Annotated in this window: 16 protein-coding genes; 12 read left to right on the top strand and 4 right to left on the bottom strand. The window is 65.5% G+C overall.

Annotation, left to right across the window (positions count from 1 at the left end):
* The first annotated feature begins 5 nt into the window (after positions 1 to 5).
* The 6 genes from ybgC to prfH all read left to right on the top strand — a co-directional run bounded on the left by ybgC (position 6) and on the right by prfH (position 5113).
* Positions 6 to 485: a tol-pal system-associated acyl-CoA thioesterase gene (gene ybgC / locus DJFAAGMI_RS19710; RefSeq protein ID WP_407713784.1), complete on the top strand. Its 480-nt coding sequence runs from the start codon at positions 6 to 8 to the stop codon at positions 483 to 485.
* Positions 482 to 1186: a protein TolQ gene (gene tolQ, locus DJFAAGMI_RS19705; RefSeq protein WP_043005484.1), complete on the top strand. Its 705-nt coding sequence runs from the start codon at positions 482 to 484 to the stop codon at positions 1184 to 1186. The genes ybgC and tolQ overlap by 4 nt, the downstream gene beginning before the upstream one ends.
* A gap of 150 nt (positions 1187 to 1336) precedes the next feature.
* On the top strand, positions 1337 to 1768 hold the full coding sequence (locus DJFAAGMI_RS19700; protein ID WP_012839211.1) for a biopolymer transporter ExbD: 432 nt from the start codon (positions 1337 to 1339) through the stop codon (positions 1766 to 1768).
* 77 nt (positions 1769 to 1845) lie between these two features.
* Positions 1846 to 2991 (top strand): cell envelope integrity protein TolA, encoded by a 1146-nt coding sequence (gene tolA / locus DJFAAGMI_RS19695; RefSeq protein WP_211458570.1) that lies wholly within the window; start codon positions 1846 to 1848, stop codon positions 2989 to 2991.
* Positions 2992 to 3380: 389 nt separating this feature from the next.
* Positions 3381 to 4535: an RNA ligase RtcB family protein gene (locus tag DJFAAGMI_RS19690; RefSeq protein WP_211458568.1), complete on the top strand. Its 1155-nt coding sequence runs from the start codon at positions 3381 to 3383 to the stop codon at positions 4533 to 4535.
* A complete protein-coding gene (gene prfH, locus DJFAAGMI_RS19685) occupies positions 4526 to 5113 on the top strand; it encodes a peptide chain release factor H (RefSeq protein WP_211458566.1) in 588 nt (195 codons plus the stop codon). The genes DJFAAGMI_RS19690 and prfH overlap by 10 nt, the downstream gene beginning before the upstream one ends.
* Positions 5114 to 5186: 73 nt before the next feature.
* Here the strand turns inward: prfH and DJFAAGMI_RS19680 are convergent, their stop codons facing one another.
* Positions 5187 to 5945: a sulfite exporter TauE/SafE family protein gene (locus DJFAAGMI_RS19680; RefSeq protein WP_211458797.1), complete on the bottom strand. Its 759-nt coding sequence runs from the start codon at positions 5943 to 5945 to the stop codon at positions 5187 to 5189.
* 146 nt (positions 5946 to 6091) lie between these two features.
* Between DJFAAGMI_RS19680 and DJFAAGMI_RS19675 the strand changes: the two genes are divergently transcribed.
* The 3 genes from DJFAAGMI_RS19675 (at position 6092) to DJFAAGMI_RS19665 (ending at position 9429) form a co-directional block, all read left to right on the top strand.
* Positions 6092 to 6997: a LysR substrate-binding domain-containing protein gene (locus DJFAAGMI_RS19675; RefSeq protein WP_211458564.1), complete on the top strand. Its 906-nt coding sequence runs from the start codon at positions 6092 to 6094 to the stop codon at positions 6995 to 6997.
* 27 nt (positions 6998 to 7024) lie between these two features.
* Positions 7025 to 8413: a prephenate-dependent tRNA uridine(34) hydroxylase TrhP gene (gene trhP, locus DJFAAGMI_RS19670; RefSeq protein WP_034407466.1), complete on the top strand. Its 1389-nt coding sequence runs from the start codon at positions 7025 to 7027 to the stop codon at positions 8411 to 8413.
* Positions 8414 to 8568: 155 nt separating this feature from the next.
* Positions 8569 to 9429: a ParB N-terminal domain-containing protein gene (locus DJFAAGMI_RS19665; RefSeq protein ID WP_211458562.1), complete on the top strand. Its 861-nt coding sequence runs from the start codon at positions 8569 to 8571 to the stop codon at positions 9427 to 9429.
* A gap of 228 nt (positions 9430 to 9657) precedes the next feature.
* Here DJFAAGMI_RS19665 and DJFAAGMI_RS19660 read toward each other — a convergent pair whose 3' ends face one another.
* Both DJFAAGMI_RS19660 and ilvD read right to left on the bottom strand, forming a co-directional pair.
* Positions 9658 to 10653, bottom strand: coding sequence for a Bug family tripartite tricarboxylate transporter substrate binding protein (locus DJFAAGMI_RS19660; protein ID WP_211458560.1), 996 nt, complete (start codon positions 10651 to 10653; stop codon positions 9658 to 9660).
* Between the two features lie 97 nt (positions 10654 to 10750).
* On the bottom strand, positions 10751 to 12565 hold the full coding sequence (gene ilvD / locus DJFAAGMI_RS19655; RefSeq protein WP_211458559.1) for a dihydroxy-acid dehydratase: 1815 nt from the start codon (positions 12563 to 12565) through the stop codon (positions 10751 to 10753).
* 537 nt (positions 12566 to 13102) lie between these two features.
* Here ilvD and DJFAAGMI_RS19650 point away from each other — a divergent pair.
* From DJFAAGMI_RS19650 to DJFAAGMI_RS19640, 3 genes are all read left to right on the top strand, one after another.
* Positions 13103 to 15319: a TonB-dependent receptor family protein gene (locus DJFAAGMI_RS19650; RefSeq protein ID WP_211458558.1), complete on the top strand. Its 2217-nt coding sequence runs from the start codon at positions 13103 to 13105 to the stop codon at positions 15317 to 15319.
* A gap of 62 nt (positions 15320 to 15381) precedes the next feature.
* Complete coding sequence (locus DJFAAGMI_RS19645; RefSeq protein WP_211458557.1) at positions 15382 to 16506, top strand: PepSY-associated TM helix domain-containing protein; 1125 nt, start codon at positions 15382 to 15384, stop codon at positions 16504 to 16506.
* A gap of 106 nt (positions 16507 to 16612) precedes the next feature.
* Positions 16613 to 17002: a VOC family protein gene (locus tag DJFAAGMI_RS19640; protein ID WP_012839226.1), complete on the top strand. Its 390-nt coding sequence runs from the start codon at positions 16613 to 16615 to the stop codon at positions 17000 to 17002.
* Between the two features lie 72 nt (positions 17003 to 17074).
* On the opposite strand, the gene DJFAAGMI_RS19635 is transcribed toward DJFAAGMI_RS19640, so the two are convergent.
* The gene (locus tag DJFAAGMI_RS19635; RefSeq protein ID WP_211458556.1) at positions 17075 to 19996 is read right to left on the bottom strand and encodes an aconitate hydratase; all 2922 of its coding nucleotides are present in this window, start codon (positions 19994 to 19996) and stop codon (positions 17075 to 17077) included.
* Positions 19997 to 20083 lie beyond the last annotated feature (87 nt).

Below are 20083 nucleotides of genomic sequence, written 5' to 3'. Positions count from 1 at the left end.
CCGTGATGATGCAGAGCCAACCAGCGCCCTTGCCTGACGGTGCCGATGCCATGCAGGCCGCAGCAGCCGGGGTGTTCACATTCCCGATGCGCGTTTACTGGGAAGACACCGACGCCGGCGGCGTCGTGTTCTATGCCAACTACCTCAAGTTCTTCGAGCGTGCCCGCACCGAGTGGTTGCGCTCGCTGGGGATCGCCCAGCAAAAGCTGCGGGAACAAACCGGCGGCATCTTTGTCGTAACGTCTGCGCAGCTTGAATATCTGCACCCGGCGCGACTCGATGACCAACTCTTTGTTACCGCTAGCTTGAAAAGTGCCGGCCGTGCTTCGCTCACAATCGAGCAGCAGGCGCTGCTGGTGCATACCGACAGTCAGTCCCAAGAGTCCACGCCGCTGTGCACGGGCTCGATCCGAATTGGGTGGGTGGATGGCACGACCATGCGCCCCGCGAGAATTCCGAACCATATCCTGGAGCAACTTTCATGAACTCCCAAGACATGTCCATCCTCAGCCTCATCATGCAGGCCAGCTGGGTGGTGCAACTGGTCATGCTGATCCTGGTGATCGCATCCATAGCGAGCTGGGCCACCATTTTCCGCAAGGCCCAGACCTTGAAGCGCGTGCGCACGCTCAACGACAACTTCGAGCAGGACTTCTGGTCGGGCACCAGCCTCAACGACCTCTACGCCTCTGCGGCGCAGAATGCCAAGACCGGCGGCCCCATGGAGCGCATCTTTGCCAGCGGCATGCGTGAATACCAGAAGCTGCGCGAGCGCCGTATCGGCGATGTCGCCACGCTGATGGACGGCACGCGCCGTGCCATGCGCGCGAGCTTCCAGCGCGAACTCGACGAAATCGAATCCGGCCTGTCCTTCCTGGGCACGGTGGCCTCGGTCTCGCCCTATGTCGGCCTGTTCGGCACCGTGTGGGGCGTGATGCACGCCTTCACCGGCTTTGCCAATATGGAGCAGATCACGCTGGCCACCGTAGCCCCCGGCATTGCCGAAGCCCTGGTCGCCACCGCCATGGGTCTGTTTGCAGCCATCCCCGCCGTGACGGCCTACAACCGCTACGCCCACCACATCGACCGTATCGCCAGCCAGGAAGAGACCTTCATCGAGGAGTTCTCCAATATCCTGCAGCGCAATGTCGGTGCCACCGCCAGCGGCTCCGCCTCCGGCCATTGAGATGAAGCAGGCCCTGAGTCGCTTCGCGCCTGCCCCCTCCCTCTTCGGCAGGAGGGCGACAGCTTCGCTGGGGCAGCCCCTGCTGCGCGGCAGCCCTTGCCGGGTGTCTCGGGCCTGCGCTGAGCAGTCTATTTGTAAGGAGTGTGATCCATGCCAGCCATGAGTTCACGCGGCCGCAATCGCCGCACCGTCAACGAAATCAATATGGTGCCCTTCATCGACGTGATGCTGGTGCTGCTCATCATCTTCATGGTGACGGCGCCCATGCTCACGCCGGGCTCCATCAACGTGCCCAGCGCGGGCAAGTCCTCGCGCCCGCCGACCAAGAACATTGCCTATGTGCTGCTCGACAAGGACGGCAGCATCCAGTTCAAGAACGGCAGCAACACCCAGACCATCAAGCTCGACGACCTCAAGGGTCTGGCCCAGTCCTGGCAGCAAGGCCAGGGCGAGGACAGCGCCATCCAGATCATCGCCGACAAGGGTCTGCCTTTTGACGACGTCATGAAGGCGCACACCACGCTGTCCAAGGCCGGCGTCAAGCGCATTGCCTTCGGCGTCGTTTCCTCTTCCAGCAATTGATCCCCTACAGGAAGCTCTGCCTCCGGCCGCGACTTTGATGCATTGAAGCCGCAGCCCGCGCAGACCACCAATTCACCATGCCTAACCAGCAAGATCGCGATCAGTTTGCCCCGCCCCGCCCCAAAGGCCGGGCGCGCTCATGGTCGCTCGCCCTGGCCGCGCACGGGTTGCTGATCGCGGCCCTGCTGTGGACGGTGCGCCCCCCTAAAGAAGCCGACGAAGCCATGGTCGAAGCCGAGGTCTGGAGCAGTTCCGCGCCCGCCTCTGCCGCCGCCGTGACACCGCCGCCCCCTGCCCCGGAGCCCACTCCGGAACCGCCCCCGGCACCCGAGCCGCCGCCACCTCCACCGGAGCCCGTGGTGGCACCGCTGCATCCTCCTGCTCCTGCCCCCAAGGTCCAGGCCCCTGACGACGATCATGAGGCCGAGATCGCCCTGGCCAAGAAGAAAAAGCAGGAGCAGCTGAAGAAGGAAAAGGCGGAGCAGGAAGCCCGCGAACAACGCGAAAAAGAGCGCAAGGAAAAAGCAGAGAAGGACAAGGCCGAGAAGGAAAAGGCCGAAAAGGCTCAGCTGGAAAAGCAGAAGGCTGAAAAGGCGGAGAAGGAACGCAAGGAAAAGCTCGAGCACGAGAAAAAGGAAAAGGCCGACAAGGCTGCCAAGGACAAGGCCGAGAAGGAAAAAGCGGAAAAGGCTGAAAAGGAAAAGGCCGACAAAGCCGCCAAGGACAAGGCTGCCAGGGAAAAAGCCGAGAAGGACAAGGCCGATAAGGAAAAGGCAGCCAAGGAAGCCAAGGAGAAGGCGGCCAGGGACGCCAAGGATGCCAAGGCAGCCGATGACCGTCGCAAGGCCGAGCTGGCACGCCTGCAAGGGCTGGCTGGCGGCTCCGGCGGCAGCGATCAGGCCGGCAGCGGTGGCAGCCGCACGGGTGGTGCGGGCAGCAGTGCCAGCGGCGGCCCCTCGGCGGGTTATGCGGCCAAGGTGGCAGCGCGCGTCAAGCCCAACATCGTCTACCCCGATGCGGTCAGCGGCAATCCGCGTGCCGAAGTTCGCGTGCGCACGGCACCGGACGGCACCATCACCAGCGCCACGATCTCCAAGTCCAGCGGCAACGCGGCCTGGGACGACGCCGTGGTCCGCGCCCTGCACAAGACCGACAAGCTGCCGCGCGATATCGACGGCAAGGTGCCGTCGGATCTGGTCATAGGCTTCAGACCCCAGGACTGACGCGGAACTGCGCCCTCGCCGTCCCCCAAGCCCCGCAGGCATCGCCTGCAGGGCTTTTCTCTATCTGTGGTCAATCCACAACGCGCTGAGCTGCACGACTTGCGCCGCCGTCCGCCAGTCCATAGCATGCCTTTCTTTGCCGCAATCCACGACGGATTGCGCGCTTTCACACTCACGCAAAGGAGAGAGCCATGTCCCAGACGACAAATCCCTTTGCAGTCGTGCCCGCCTAAAGCCTTCTAGCGCTTCCCGCCACGCTGCAGACCTCGCCCGGCCCATCAACGGTATGGAGTCAGGCCTTGCGCTGCGCGTGAATTTCCGGATGCCTCTCGGCCGAGCATGTCGCGACTGCCTATCGCTGATTTCATGCATTCGACCAAGGGCCATTCATGGGCAATTCTTTTTCGGACACCTATATCAAGGTGTTCGCCAACCGCAGCGTCTGGATCGAGGACGCTGCCATCCAGCAACTTCACACCACCGCCGCCAATCTGGACGGCATCCGCGCCGCCGTGGGTCTTCCCGACCTGCATCCGGGCCGGGGCTATCCGGTAGGCGCGGCATTCTTCTCGACAGGACGCTTCTACCCGGCCCTTGTCGGCGGCGACATAGGCTGCGGCATGTCCCTGTACGCAACCGAGCTGGCCGTGCACAAGACCTCGGGCGCCAGGCTCGAAAAAGCCGTGGGCAATATCGACGGTCCTCTGCCTCAGGAGCTGCTGGAGACCGTGGACATGGAGCAGCTGCAGCAGATTGCGCAGACCAGCGGTGTCGCCGGTCTGGCCTATCTGCAGGAGAGTCTGGGCACCATCGGCGGCGGCAACCACTTTGCCGAACTGCAGCAGGTCGAGACCCTCTATGAGGAAGGCGCGCTCGACAAAAAGCGCGTGCACCTCATGGTGCACAGCGGCTCGCGCGGCCTTGGCGGCGCCATACTGCGCGAGCATGTGCAGCGCTTCAGCCACGACGGCCTGGCCGCCGGCACCGAAGCCGCAAGGCAATACCTGCTACAGCACGATGCTGCCATTGACTATGCGCGGCTCAACCGCAGCAGCATCGCCCAGCGCCTGCTGCGCGCGATCCGCACCCAGGGCGAGGCGGTGCTCGACATCACGCACAACCATGTGCTGCCCCACCACTGGCAGGGCCAGGACGGCTTTCTGCACCGCAAGGGCGCCACGCCGGCAGACCGGGGTCTGGTCGTCATTCCGGGCTCGCGCGGCGACTACAGCTATCTGGTGCGGCCCGTCTCCGGTCGGCACGAGGCCCTGGATTCGCTGGCCCACGGCGCCGGCCGCAAATGGGCGCGCACGGACTGCGTGGGCCGGCTGCGGCCCCGCTTCACGCTGGACGAGCTGCTGCGCACGCGCTTTGGCAGCGCCGTGGTCTGCGCCGACCGCGAGCTGGTCTACGAGGAGGCCCCTCAGGCCTACAAGGATGTGGACTCCGTGGTCGCCAGCCTGCAGCAAGCCGGCCTGGTGGAGCTGGTCGCGCGCCTCAAGCCCCTGCTGACCTACAAGAAGGGAGCCCTGCAATGCTGCTGATGCAACTGAGCTCGGCCCATGGTCCCGCAGAGTGCGAATACGCGCTGCAGCTGACCCTGCGCAAGCTGCTGCAGGCCTGCGCCGCTGAGGATCTCGCGGTCGAGGTGCTGGAGGAGCTCCGCACCCCGGCCGGCTACCGGTCGGTGCTGCTGCGCTGCGAGCGCGAGACGCCCGCACTGCGCGAATGGCTGGGCACCATCCAGTGGATCTTCGCCAGCCCCTTCCGGCCCCGGCATCCGCGCAAGAACTGGTTCGTCGCGGTGCAGCGCTGCGAGCCGCCGCGCCAGCTGGCCATGGACGGCGAGATCCAGTTCCAGTCCTGCAAGGCTTCCGGCAAGGGCGGCCAGCATGTCAACACCACGGACTCGGCCGTCCATGCCCTGCATGTGCCCAGCGGGATTGCCGTCAAGGTCATGAGCGAACGCAGCCAGCATGCCAACAAGCGGCTGGCGCGCGAGCTGCTGGCCATCAAGCTGGCGCAGCACAATGCGCGCAGCCAGGGGCAGGCCCAGCGCCTGCGCAGCCAGCAGCACTGGGAAGTCGAGCGCGGTCAGGCGGTCAAGGTTTTCCGCCTGTAACCGTCCCGTGACGACATTGCCGCCCGCCTCGCGAACGCCGGGGCGGCGGCCATGTCGCTGCGGCCCCAGCCACTCAGAAGCACAGGTAGACCCCCAGGGCCAGCAGACTGAGCATCAGCAGCTTTCTGAAAAGCTCGGGCGAGAGTTTTTCGCGCAGCAACTCGCCCCAGTGCATGCCGGCCAGCGCCGGAATCAGCATCAGGGCCGAAGCCAGCAGTCCCAGCCCCAGATCCTGCGCCTGCGCACCCAGGCCCTGGCCCTGCCAGAGCAAACCGGCTCCCAGGGCCAGCGTGGAAGTGGTAAAGCACAGGCCCATGGCCTGCATGAGCGCGGGACGGGACAGGCCCAGTGACTGCAAAAAGGCCACGGCAGGCACGACAAAGACCCCGGTCACGGCCGTGATGGCGCCCGTCAGCAGGCCGCATGCCGCGCCCAGCCAGGCCTGGTGCGGCGCCGGCGTCTGCCAGCGCAGGCCCGACAGCCCCCACAGCGCATACATCGCCAGCGCCAGACCCAGCGCCGGCCTGGCTGCGGGCAGGCTGCCGACTCCGCCCCAGAGGGCCACACCGCCCAGCGTGCCCAGCACAATGCCCAGCTGCATCCAGCCCAGACGCTGCAGCAAGGGCCGCAAACCCGCCACGGGCCGCATCTGCACCAGATTCGTCACCAGCGACGGCAAAAGCAGCAAGGCCGCCGCCTGCGCGGGCGGCATGAACACCGCCAGCAAGGCCATGGAAACCGTGGGCAGGCCCAGACCCACCACGCCTTTGACACAACCCGCCAGGCCAAACACGGCAATGGCTGCCGCAGCCATCCAGCCTTCGTTCCACATCATCAATCCTTCGTATTGTCCGAATCTTTAAACACCGGCAAGATCTATCCTTCTCTTGCTTAGCGCTGATAATCCTTCGACACAAGACTCTTTACCAACGGGATTATTCAAATCCAGACTTCGTATAAACCTTAGGCTTGAACCCCATGCGCTTTGACCTGACCGACCTCCAGTTGTTTGTGCACATCCTCGACAGCGGCACGCTGACGGCAGCGGCACAGCGCAGCCATCTCACGCTGGCCTCGGCCAGCGAGCGCGTGCGCGGCATGGAACAGCTTCTGGGCACGGCGCTGCTCATCCGCAAGGCACGCGGCGTGCTGCCCACGGCTGCGGGTCACACCCTGGGCCAGCATGCGCGCCAGGTGCTCAGCCAGATGCAGCTCCTGCGTGGGGCCATGGGTGAATTCGGCGCCGGCCTGGCCGGCCAGATCCGGCTGCGCGGCAATACCTCGGCCGTACGCGAGCATCTGCCGCTGGCCGTCAGCGGCTTTCTGCGCCAGCACCCGCAGATTGCGCTGGAGCTGCAGGAATGCCCGAGCAGCGAAGTGCTGGCCGGACTGCGCCAGGGCCTGTGCGATATCGGCGTGGCTGCCTGGGATGCCGAGGACAGCAGCGCCCTGGCAGGCCTGCACTGCCAGCCCTGGAGGCCGGACCCGCTGGCCGCCGCCTTGCCGCAGGGCCATGCGCTGGCCGCACGCCCGCAACTGAAACTGGCCGAGCTGCTGCACGAGAACTGGGTCGGCCTGCCGCGCGAATCCGCCCTGCAGCAGCTGCTGCAGAAACAGGCCTTGCGGATCAATGACAGGCTGCTGCGCATGCAGGTCCAGCTGCAGCATTTCGAGGGACTGTGCCAGCTCGTGGGCCAGGGCGTCGGCATTGCCGTGCTGCCGCTGGCCGCCGTGCAGCGCCACGCCGCCGCCACCGGCGTGGTGGCCGTGCCGCTGTCCGACGCCTGGGCGCAGCGCCAGCTGCTGCTGTGCACGCCCGCCGCGACGACCTCCCTCTCATTGCCCGCGCGGCAGTTGCACGTGCAACTGCTACAGACCGCGTAGCCTTAGCAAGCCACGGTGAAAAGCGCTATGCGGGACAATAGCGCCATCATGACCCTCAAAGCCCCCGAACTGCTGCTGCCTGCCGGCTCGCTCGACAAGATGCGCGCCGCCTACGACTTTGGTGCCGACGCCGTCTACGCCGGCCAGCCGCGCTACAGCTTGCGCGCGCGCAACAACGAATTCCGCCTGGAGCAGATCGGCCAGGGCATTGCCGAGGCGCATGCACGCGGCAAGAAGTTCTTCCTGACCAGCAATCTGATTGCGCACAACGACAAGGTCCGCACCTATCTGCGCGACATCGAACCCATCATCGCCATGAAGCCCGACGCCATGATCATGGCCGACCCCGGGCTCATCATGATGGTCAAGGAAAAGTGGCCCGAGCAGGAAATCCACCTGTCCGTGCAGGCCAACACCACCAATCACGCCACCGTGAAGTTCTGGCAGAAGATGGGCGTCTCGCGCATCATCCTGTCGCGCGAGCTGAGCCTGGACGAGATCGAGAAGATCCGCCAGGAATGCCCCGACATGGAGCTGGAAGTGTTTGTGCACGGCGCGCTGTGCATTGCCTACTCGGGCCGCTGCCTGCTGTCGGGCTACTTCAACCGCCGCGACCCCAACCAGGGCACCTGCACCAACGCCTGCCGCTGGGACTACAAGACGCATGACGCGGCCGTGGACCCCAACACCGGCGAGGCGCTGGGCCAGACCATGGAAAACGGCTTCAACTTCGAGGAAGCCAAGAACGATCTGGACAACCAGTTCACCAGCACCTGCGGCGACCAGCAGCGCCACCCCAAGGCCGATGCCATCTATCTGCTCGAGGAAAAAGGCCGCCCCGGCGAGATGATGCCCATCATGGAAGACGAGCATGGCACCTACATCATGAACTCCAAGGACCTGCGCGCCGTGGAGCATGTGGAGCGCCTGACCAAGATCGGCGTGGACTCGCTCAAGATCGAAGGCCGCACCAAGAGCCTGTACTACGTGGCCCGCACCGCCCAGACCTACCGCCGCGCCATCGACGACGCCGTGGCCGGACGCCCGTTCAACCCGCATCTGATCACCGAACTCGAAGGCCTGGCCAACCGCGGCTATACCGGCGGCCTGCTGGAGCGCCGCCCTGCCAACGACTACCAGAACTACGAAACCGGCCACAGCGTGCTGCAGCGCAGCCACTTCGTGGGCGCGGTGCGCGGTTATGCCGACGGCATGGCCGAGATTGAAACCATGAACCGTTTCGCCGTGGGCGACACCATCGAAGTGATTCATCCCCAGGGCAACCGCCAGGTCAAGCTGGAGAAGATGTTCAACCTCGAAGGCCAGCCCGTGGAAGTCGCACAAGGCAACCCCGTGCGCGTGCGCATTCCGCTGGAAGGCCCTGTGGAAGGTGCGCTGATTTCGCGACTGCTGTAAGCTCGACCGGCTTTGCTTTTCCAACGCCCCATTCGCTGGGGCGTTGCTCTTTTGTCTATAGCTGCTTTCGCTCACCCTCTCTTGAATTCACATTGATTTCATGCTGAAAACGAATGCCAACAAGCGCAAGCAGCTCCTCAATTTAAAGAACACACATGGAACTGAAGATTGACGAAGGCCTGAAGGCCTATATCGACCCTCTGACCCCGGACGAGCACGAATCGCTGGAGCGCAGCATCCTCGCCGAAGGCTGCCGCGACTCCCTGGTGGTCTGGGGCGATCTGCTCATCGACGGCCACAACCGCTACGGCATCTGCCAGAAGCACGGCCTGCCCTTCAACACCGTGCAGGCCACGCAGTTCAAGAACATGGACGACGTGCATCTGTGGATGATCGACCAGCATCTGGGCCGCCGCTCGGTCTCGGACTTCCAGCGCGGTGTGCTGGCGCTGCGCAAGCGCGAGATCATTGCCGAGCGACGCGCTGCAGCAGCCGCTGCCGTGAACGCCGCCAAGGCCGCCCAGCCGGCCAGCGAGGAAGCCCCCTGGGAAGGCGAGACCGACCCCGTGGTGGCCCAGGCCCTGGCCAGCGTGGCCAAAGTGCCCGACGAAGCGCTGGATACGCGTGAAGCCCTGGCCCGCGCCGCTCGCCTGTCGGCCGGTCAGGTCAAGATGATCGAGACCATCCAGGAAAAGGCCGCGCCCGAAGTCGTGGCAGCGGTCAAGGCAGGCGAACTCTCGCTCAATGCCGCAGCCGTGGTCGCCACCCTGCCCGAGGAAGAGCAGCAGGCCGTGGCCGCCGAAGGAGCCGATGCGCTCAAGCAGGCCGCCAAGCGCGTGCGCGACGCCAAGAAAAAGCCCAAGGCCGCCAAGCCCGAAACCGAAGAATCGGCAGAAGCCGCGCCAGCCGCCAGCCCCGAAGAGCTGCAGGCCCGCGTCACCGAGCTGGAGGCCGAGAACGAGCGCCTGCGCCTGCAGGTCAAGACCTTGCAGGACCTGCTGGCCGAACAGGGTTAAGTCGCGCTAGCCGCGATGGCCCCTGCCTGCCGCTCAGAATGCGTCGAAACCATGGGCGCGCAGGCTTTGGTGCTTAAGCTGCACGGCCCTGGGCTGGCGTTCTTGCGGCATGCGATTTTCGGCGGCAGCCACGCTGCTCCCTGCCAGCACATCGCCGCTGGCGGTTTGACGGGACCGCACCGCCCGCCAGGTCGGCGGCACGGCCCCGAGACCACCGGACACGGTTGATCAGGCCTCGGCCGTGAAGCCCACCTGCTTGACGATGGGCGCCCACTTGGCCAGGTCTTCCCTGATCAGCGCTGCCAGCTCGGCGGGCGAGGACGACATGGCCTCCAGGCCGAACACGGCCAGGCTGTCGACCACATCGGGACTGGCCAGGGCCTGACGCATCTGGGCGTTGAGCCGCTCCACCTGATCGGGCTTGGCCTTGGCCGGCAGGAAGAAGCCGAACCACTCGCTGTGGGCCATGTTCTTGTAGCCCTGCTCGGTATAGGTGGGCACCTTGGGCATGAAGCGGTTGCGCTTGGCGCCGCTCACGCCCAGCAGGCGCATCTTGCCGCTGGCCGCGTGCTGCATGGCATCGCCCACGGGGCAGCTCACCGCGGCGATGTTGCCGCCCATCATGTCCATGAGCGCGGGCTGCGAGCCGCGATAGCCCACGTGCTTGAACTCCACGCCCACCTGCTGGCCCAGCAGGGCGCCGACGAAGTGCGGCGTGGAGCCCGCGGCGGGCGAACCGAAGCTGGCGCCGTCGGGATGGGTCTTGACCCAGGCAAAGAACTCGGGGACGGTGGTCACGCTGGCCGGCACCATGGGGCCGACGGCAAAGCCGAAGTCGAAGATGCAGCCCACGGTCACGGGCGTGAGATCAGCCACGGGGTCGTAGCCCAGCTTCTTGTAGATGTGCGGGTAGATGGTGAGCATGGAGGTGGGCGTCTGCAGCATCACCGAGCCATCGGCCGGGCGGCCCTTGACGTAGTTGATGGCGATCTGCCCGCCCGCGCCCGTGCGGTTCTCCACCACCACAGCCTTGGCATAGGCGGCGAGCTTGGTACCCACGCGGCGGCAGATGGCGTCCGAGGTACCACCGGCCGCGAAGCCGGTGATGATGTTCAGATTCTCGAGCGGCGCCTGGGCCAGTGCCGGCAAGCCCAGGCCCGAAAGCAGCGCTCCCGCGCTGCCCGCACCTGTGGCCTGCAGCCATTCACGGCGGTTGAAGTTCATATTGGTCTCCTTGGTGTTTTGAGTCGTCGTTGATTCTGTCCTTCAGGCCCTGGAGTGGCTTCCCCCTCCCGGGTCGCTGCCCTTGCCTCTGTGCGCATCACTTGCTGTCGCGCAGCCAGGTCACCGCCCCCGAATGCGTGACCGCGCCCTGGTGGGCCGGGCGCACGGTCAGCGCGTATTTCTCCAGCAGCCCGCACAGGGGGCGCTGCTGCGCGCGGCGGGCCCGGGCGGCTTCCAGCCGCGCGGCAATGACGGCGGGCTCCAGCTCCACCGTGATGCTGCGCGCGCCGGCCCGCGCATCGATGGCGATGATGTCGCCGTCCTGCAGTGCGGCAATCGGCCCGCCGTCAGCGGCCTCCGGCCCCGCATAGCCTATGCACAGGCCGCGCGTGGCGCCCGAGAAGCGCCCGTCGGTGAGCAGTGCCACCTTGTCGCCCATGCCCTGGCCGTAGAGCAAGGCAGTGATGCCCAGCATCTCGCGCATGCCGGGGCTGCCCTTGGGGCCTTCGTTGCGTATCACCAGCACATCGCCGCTCTCGTAGGCCATGGCCTGCACGGCGTCCTGTGCCTGTTCCTCGGAGTCGAAGACGCGGGCCGGGCCGCGGTGCACCAGTGTCTTGAGCCCTGCGGTCTTGAGCAGGGCACCGTCCGGGCACAGATTGCCCTTGAGCACCGTGAGCCCGCCGTCCGCCGAGATCGGGTTGCCGGCCTTGCGCACCACTTCGCCGTCGGGCTCGGCGGCATCGGCCACCTCCTCGGCCAGCGTGCGGCCCGTGAAGGTGAGCGCATCGCCATGCAGCAGGCCCTGCTCCAGCAGGGTGCGCAGGATGACGGCCGCACCGCCGATGTAGTAGACATCGCGTGCCAGGAAGCGGCCGCCGGGCTTGAGGTCTGCGATCAGCGGCGTGCGCGCGAAGATCTCGGCCACATCGTCGAGGTGAAAGCGTATGCCGGCCTCGTGCGCGATCGCCGGCAGGTGCAGGGCCGCATTCGTGGAGCCCCCCGTGGCGCAGACCACGGCGCAGGCGTTTTCCAGGGCCTTGCGCGTGACGATGTCGCGCGGCAGCACGGCCTCGCCCCTGGCGCTGGCCCAGACCATTTCCATGAGCTGGCGGCCCGCGCGGCGCATCAGCGGCGCGCGTTCGCTGAACACGGCCGGCACCATGCTGGAGCCTATGGGCGCCAGGCCCAGGGCCTCGCTGACCATGCCCATGGTGTTGGCCGTGAACTGCCCGGCGCAGGCCCCGGCCGAGGGCAGGCAGGAGCGCGTGACGGTGTCCAGTTCCTGCAGGGTGGAGGTGCCGGCCAGCACCTTGCCTATGGTCTCGTAGGTGTCGACCACGTTGAGGTCGCGCCCCGAGACGCTGCCCGGCATCTGCCCGGGCAGGGCCGAGCCGCCATGCACGAAGACGCTGGGCACATTGCAGCGCACCATGGCCATCATCAGGCCCGGCAGGTTCTTGTCGCAGGCGCCCACGGCAAAGATGCCGTCCCACTGGTGGCCGCGCACCGAAGCCTCCACGCTGTCGGCGATCAGCTCGCGCGAGATCAGCGAAAAGCGCATGCCCGAATGCGCCATGGTCAGGCCGTCGCTGACCGAGACCACGGGGCACTCGTGCGGCATGCCGCCGCCCGCGTAGATGCCGGTCTTGGCATGCTGAGCCTGGTCGCGGAGATTCATATTGCAGGGACTCATCTCCCCGCCCGTATGGAACACGCCCACATGCGGGCGTGCAATCTCCTCATCGTCCTGGCCCAGCGCATGCAGAAAGCTGCGCGCGCTGGCGCGCAAGGTGCCGCGGTGCACGATGGCCGAGCGCAGGCCCGGGGCGGAGGATGGCACGGAGGAGTCGGAGGGTTCAGCGGGGCCGCTGGCAGCGGCCTGGGGATCGGTGGAGCGGGAATCGTTCATGGGGCGCGAAGCGGAAGCGGGATGAAGTCCAGCGGCTGCAGGAATGTGCCGGAACTTCGCCGCATGTTTATGAACGATAACGGTCAGCCCCGGTCCTGAACATTGGCGTTTCACCTTGCCGCCGCCCGCCTTGCCACAGGAAAAAGCCCGCTGGCGCAGCATTGCGCGGAGACATCTGCCGAACGCCCGCGACCGCAGACTCCACTGCGGCCAGGCATGTCAGGCCGGCATTTGCGCGCCCCAACTGCCCAGTCTGCAGGAGCTGCTGCCCGAACAGGGCCAAGCCCCTCGCCTGCCAGCGCCCACACGCAGCGGCCCCGGCCGGCCAGACTGCCGAACGGGGAGACTGCTATTTGTGTATCAACATAACCACAAACAGCCAAATGACAGGCATTCTCATTAATATCTGCGCCTGCCAATAAACGCCACATAGCCCCCTCCGGCCCCGACTGAAGACAAGAGATGCCGCCAGCGCAAGGCTGGCGCAGCGCGCTGTTCATGCCAGCCTGGTGCTGTGTGCCCTCCCCTACAACACCTATGGCTAACCTCCATCTTTCCGACTCCCCCGCTTTTCGCCTGAGCAGCGCCGCCGCTGCCGTTGCCACAGCCCTTGGCGTGCTCGCCAGCCCCGTTCATGCACAGACGGCCAACGCCGCCGCTCCCGAAGCCGCCCTCGACTCGGTCACCGTCACCGGCAACTGGCTGGACGGCGACATGTCCAGCGCCGAGAAGGTGCTGGAGCATCCTGGCGCCCGCACCATCGTCGAGCGCGAGCGCATCCAGGAAAGCGGCGCAGCCACCTTGCGCGAAGCGCTGCGTCTGGTGCCCGGTGTGCAGGTTCAGGACAGCAACGGCACGGGCGGCAGCGATATCTCTCTGAACCTGAGCGTGCGCGGCCTGACCGCGCGCCTGTCGCCACGCTCCTATGTGCTGCAGGACGGCGTGCCCGTTTCCTACGCTCCCTACGGTCAGCCCCAGCTGTCGCTGGCGCCCGTGGCACTGGGCAATCTGGACTCCATCGACGTGGTGCGCGGTGCAGGTTCGGTGCGCTACGGCCCGCAGAACGTGGGCGGCATCATCAACTTCACGACGCGCGCCATTCCCAAGACCTTTGCGGCCGAAGCCTCCATCGGCACCGAGATCTACAGCCACGGCGGCAATGTGAAGACCACGCCCAGCTTCTTTGTGGGCGGCACCAACGAGTCGGGCCTAGGTCTGGCGGTGCTGTACTCGGGCACGCACGGCAAGGGCTGGCGCAGCAGCAACGACAAGACTGACATCGACGACCTGCTGGTCAAGGGCAGCTACAAGCTCAGCAACAACAGCAGCATTTCCGCTTCGCTGCACCACTTCGAGGGCAAGGGCCAGATGCCCGGCGGCCTGACCACGGCGCAGTACGCCGCCGACCCGTTCCAGAGCACGCGCAACTACGACCAGTTCACGGGCCGCCGCACCGACGGCTCGCTCAAGTACAGCTACAAGGACGGGCGCAACAACTTCGAAGTGCTCAGCTACTACGTGGACTCCTTCCGCGGCAGCTATATCGAACGCGACGCCACTGGCGCCAATGCCGGCAAGCGCAGCCTCACGGCCGCACCGCGCGACTACAGCTACTACGGCGTGGAGCCGCGCTACTCGCGCATTTTCGAGACCGGCTCCGTGGTGCAGGAAGTCAGCGTGGGCTATCGCTACCTGAAGGAAAAGAGCTCCGAAACGGCGCTGGCCACTTCGGGCTTCTATGTACCCGGCCAGGTTGATGCCATGGCTCTGCCGCTGAACACCACCCAGACAAGCCAGGGCGGCACCACGGCCAACGCCTTCTATATCGACAACCGCATCGATGTGGGCAACTGGACCATCACGCCCGGCGTGCGCTACGAGCGCATCCGCTCCTTCAACAACGTGGTGGACTACAAGGGCGCGACCGCAGCGGCCATCTACCCGACGGCGGCCGCCAACGAACTGCTGCCCACGCTGTCGGTGCTCTACCGCGTTGACAGCCACTGGTCGGTGTTCGCCAATGCCGGCAAGTCCTTCGGGCCCCAGCAGTACGCACAGCTGGCCCAGTCGTCCAACAACCAGCTCTATCCCGAATCGGCCAAGACCTACGAGCTGGGCACGCACTACAAGAGCGACACCTGGAACGGCGAGCTGACGCTGTTCAACATCGACTTCAACAAGGAGCTGTTCCTGGACCGCCCGGGTGACGGCACCGGCAACGGCATCTGGACCGATCTGGGCGCCACGCGCCACCGTGGTCTGGAATCGGCGCTGCGCTATGACTTCGGCAAGAACTACCCGGCACTCAAGGGCCTGTCCCTGGGCATGAGCTATACCTTCACCCAGGCCACCAGCCAGGCCGGCCCCTTCGCAGGCCGCGACCTGCCGCTTTACTCGCGCCACACGGCCGGCCTGTCGGCACGTTATGCAATGGAGCGCTGGACCTTCAATGCCGACCTGAACGCCCAGTCCAAGCAGCGCTCGCCCGGCACGCCCGGCACCAGCGCCAAGCCCAACTCCTACATCACGCAGGAAGATGCCAACGGCAATCTGGGCGATATCCCGGGCTTTGCCATCCTGGGCCTGCGCACCAGCTACCAGGCAGGCAAGGAGCTGAACAATCTGCGCCTGACCGTGGGCATGAAGAACGTGTTTGACCGCCGCTACTTCACCCGCTCCACCGACAACAACGGCGGCGGCAAATACGTGGGCATGCCACGCACCCTGTACGTTCAGGCCACCCTGCCGTTCTAAGCGGCGCCCCCGCGAGTCCACCCTCAGGGCCGGCCTCGCGGGACATCACACCATCACGCGCAATGACTTCGCTCCGTTCTCTGTGGCTGCGCTTGCATCGCTGGTTCGCCCTGGGCCTGGGCTGGATTCTGATTCTGGCCGGGCTCACCGGCACCCTGCTCATCATCGGCCAGCCGCTGGACCGCATGGCGCACCCCGAACTGTTCCAGGCCCGCACTACGAATGCGCAGCAGGCCCAGCAGGCCGCCGCGCTGACGCCGATACTGGCAAGAGCCCATGAGGAATTCGGCAGCAAGGCCACTTTGCGCTTCCGGCTGCCGCAGCAGGCACAGGACAGCCTGTGGCTGCGTGTCCAGGCGGCAGACTGGCGCGGCACCATTTACCTGGACCCCGTGACCGGCCAGGAGCAGGGCCGGCGCGGCGAGACCGAGGGCTTTGTCAACACACTGTTCAAGCTGCACAGCACCTTGCTGCTCGACGCCAATGGCAAGGCCATACTGGCCTGGACCACGCTGGCCTACGTGCTGCTGCTGCTGACGGGCGTCATTCTCTGGTGGCCCAAGCGCTGGCCGGGCAACTGGCGCATAGAACTCAACAAGAGTCTGGTGCGCGCCCTGTTCGACATGCACCGCATCGGCGGCGTGATCATGGGCCTGCTGATCGCGATCTCGGTCGTCACCGGTGCCTATATGGCATGGCGGCCGCTGGGCGACTGGCTCAATGTGCTCTCCAGCAGCACGGCAGTCAAGCCGCCCAAGCTGCCCACACTGGCTGCGCAAGGCTCCGCCCAACCGCTGCCCGCCGATGTCGACGCCATGCTGGCCTCGGCCCGTGCGGCCATGCCCGATGCCCAGGCCAGCTTCGTGCAGCTGCCGCCCAATGCCAAACAGCCCGTACGCATCCGCTTTCGCGCCCCCGGCGAACCGCACCCCAACGGTATCAGCTCGGTATGGCTGGACCCGCGCAACGGGGCGGTGCTGGACGTAAGGCGCTGGAATGAACTCGACCCCGGCGCTGCGGCGGTGGCCGTGGCCTATCCACTGCACACGGGCGAGCTGGGTGGCGTGCCGATGGAAGTCCTGGCCGGTCTCAACGGCCTGGTGCTGGGCGGCCTGGGCATCAGCGGAATCTGGCTCTGGTGGCACCGCCGCAAGGCCAGAAAGCTGGCTGCCCGGAGAAAGTCCTGAGGGAACCGGACTCGGATATCCCCGTTCAGGGCCGGGTCTGCTTGCATCACAGCCTCTACGGCCTCAGCATCTGGACTTCCACCGATGAGCAGACAAGGAGCTGAAGATGGCTATGAATCCCGTTGGCTGGTTCGAGATCTACGTGCAGGACATGTCGCGCGCCAGGAGCTTCTACGAAGCCGTGCTGGGCTGCCAGCTGCAAGCGCTGGCCATGCCGGAAGGCGGCGAGCACCCCGATATGGAAATGTGGGCCTTTCCCGGGCAGCCGGATAACGCTGGCGCCACCGGGGCGCTGGTCCGCATGCCGGAATGCCCCTCTGGCGGCGGCGGCACGCTGGTCTATTTCGTCTGTGAAGACTGCGCCGAGCAGGCCGCACGCGTCGCACGCAACGGCGGCAGCCTGCACCGCGACAAGGTCTCCATAGGCCCTTATGGCTTTATTGCACTGGCCATCGACACCGAAGGCAATATGTTTGGCCTGCACTCGATGAAATAGGGCTCGCGCCGGTCCACGAAAAAGGCCTGCCTCCGAGGAGAGCAGGCCTTTTGACTAGGCAAGCGGGCGCAATCAGGCCAGCAGCTGCCTCAGCACATAGGGCAGGATGCCGCCATGGCGGTAGTAGTCCACCTCGATGGGGGTGTCGATGCGCAGCTTCACGGTCACGGTTTTCTTGCTGCCGTCGGGCCTGGTGATCACCAGCTGGGCATCGCTTTGCGGCGCCAGGTCGGCGGCCGGGATCACATCGATGAACTCCTCGCCCGTCAGGCCCAGGCTTTGCCAGCTGTCATTGCCCTTGAACTGCAGCGGCAACACGCCCATGCCCACCAGATTGGAGCGGTGAATGCGCTCGAAGCTGCGCGCCACCACGGCCTTGATGCCCAGCAGCTGCGTGCCCTTGGCCGCCCAGTCGCGGCTGGAGCCCGTGCCGTATTCCTCGCCGGCCAGCACCACCGTGGCGCGGCCCGCGGCCTGGTACTTCATGGCCGCGTCGTAAATGGCCATCTTCTCGATCTTGCCATGGTCGTCGCGGAACAAGGTGACGCCGCCCTCCTCGCGCGAGCCGTCGGCTGCGGCAGGAATCATCAGGTTCTTGATACGCACGTTGGCAAAAGTGCCGCGCATCATCACCTCGTGGTTGCCCCGGCGCGAGCCATAGCTGTTGAAGTCGGCCTTTTGCACGCCATGCTCGAGCAACCACTTGCCTGCCGGCGAAGACTCCTTGATGGAGCCTGCAGGCGAGATATGGTCGGTGGTGATGGAGTCACCGAACAAGGCCATGATGCGGGCACCGTGCACCGCGCTGGAGTTTGAGCCTTTTTGACCTGCAGCGCTTTCTCCGTCTGCGGATGGCGCTTTCAAATCCAGAGCAAAGTCGGCAAAGAACGGCGGCTCGGCGATATAGGTGCTCTCGGGCCAGGTGTAGGTGGAGCCCGTCACCCCCCGAATCTTTTCCCAGAGCTTGCCCGGCTCGCTGGCCACCTGCTCGTAATTGCTGCGGAAGGCCTTGCCGTTCATGGCGAACTTGAGCAGCTCCTGAATCTCCTCGCTGCTGGGCCAGATGTCGCCCAGATACACGTCCTTGCCGCCCTTGCCCTTGCCCACGGGCTCGGTCATCAGGTCCTTGCGCACCGTACCGGCAATCGCGTAAGCCACCACCAGCGGAGGACTGGCCAGGAAGTTGGCCTTGATATTGGGGTGAATGCGGGCCTCGAAATTGCGGTTGCCCGAGAGCACGGCCGCGCAGACCAGATTGTTCTGCGTGATGACGGCATTGATCTCGGGGGTGAGATCACCGGCATTGCCGATGCAGGTGGTGCAGCCGTAGCCGGCCAGCGCAAAGCCCAGCTTTTCCAGATAGGGCAGCAAGCCCGCCTCGGTCAGATAACGGGTCACGAGGCGGGAGCCCGGCGCCAGCGAGGTCTTGATATGCGGCTTGACCTTCAGGCCGGCCTGCACTGCCTTCTTGGCCAGCAGGCCCGCCGCCAGCATGACGCTGGGGTTGGAGGTATTGGTGCAGCTGGTGATGGCGGCAATCAGCACATCGCCGCTGCCAATATCGAAGCTTCTGTCCGGCGCGGCCAGGGCTTGGCTGGCTTCGACCGCAATCGCGCTGGCCTCGACCTTGCCGGTCTCGGGCGTGTTGCTCACCATCTCGACCTTGTTGCGCTCCGCATCGGCGGGCAGGGGCTTGCTCTCGGGCTTCAAGGCCTCGGGGCCGTCGGGACTCACCAGATGACGGCGCACCAGCTGATCGGCGGGAAGATTGAAACCATTCTGGGCCACGGGAGCGCTGAACAGCTCGTCGAACTGCCCGGCCACATGGCCGATCTCGATGCGGTCCTGCGGGCGCTTGGGTCCAGCCAGACTCGGCGCCACCTTGCCCAGATCCAGCTTGACCACATGCGAGTAGTCGATCTCGCCGGCCTGGGGCACGCCAAACAGCTGCTGCGCCTTGAAATAGGCTTCGAAGGCCTGGATCTCGCTCTTGGTGCGCCCGGTTCCCTTGAAGTACTCGATGGTCTTTTCGTCGACCGGGAAGAAACCCATGGTCGCCCCATATTCAGGAGCCATGTTGCCGATGGTGGCGCGGTCAGGCAGCGACAAGCTGCGCGTGCCCTCGCCAAAGAACTCGACGAATTTGCCGACCACTTTTTCCTTGCGCAGCAGCTCCGTGACCGTGAGCACCAGATCGGTGGCCGTCACGCCCTCGCGCAGCTGGCCGGTCAGCTCGAACCCCACCACATCGGGCGTCAGGAAGTACACGGGCTGGCCCAGCATGGCCGCCTCGGCCTCGATGCCGCCCACACCCCAGGCCACCACGCCGATGCCGTTGATCATGGTGGTATGGCTGTCGGTGCCGACCAGGGTGTCAGGGTAATACACCGCCTCGCCCTTGCCACTCCTGGCCTTGTGCACGCCACGCGCCAGGTATTCCAGATTGACCTGGTGCACGATGCCGAAGCCCGGCGGCACGACGCCGAAGGTGTCGAAGGCCTGCATGCCCCATTTCATGAACTGGTAGCGCTCCTGGTTGCGCTGGAACTCCAGCTTCATGTTCAGGTCCAGCGCCTTCTTGGTGCCGAAGTAGTCCACCATGATGGAGTGGTCCACCACCAGGTCCACGGGCACCAGCGGCTCGATGGACTTGGGCTTCTTGCCCAGCTTGGCAGCCGTGCTGCGCATGGCGGCCAGGTCGGCCAGCAAGGGCACGCCGGTGAAATCCTGCAGCACCACGCGTGCGACGACAAACGGAATCTCGTCGACACGCTCGGCCCTGGGCTGCCAGCGCGCCAGCTGCGCCACATGCTCCTCGGTGATCTTGTTGCCATCGCAGTTGCGCAGCACCGACTCCAGCACGATGCGGATCGAGACCGGCAGTCGCTTGATTTCGGGAAACTGCTTGGCAAGTGCAGGCAGCGAATAGAACTTGGCTTTCTTGCCTTCAGCCAGCTCAAAGGACTTCAGGGTTTTGGCAAAAGCATGCGACATCGTGAGACTCTCCATGGACAGAACACAGGGGTAACGCTTTTACATTCCATTGTGCACACAATGCCCGTGAAAAGGGTGGGACAGGGC

This window comes from Comamonas brasiliensis (genome assembly GCF_018292285.1).
In the GTDB taxonomy this organism is placed as follows: domain Bacteria; phylum Pseudomonadota; class Gammaproteobacteria; order Burkholderiales; family Burkholderiaceae_C; genus Comamonas; species Comamonas brasiliensis.
This window is presented reverse-complemented; position numbering and strand designations above follow the sequence as displayed.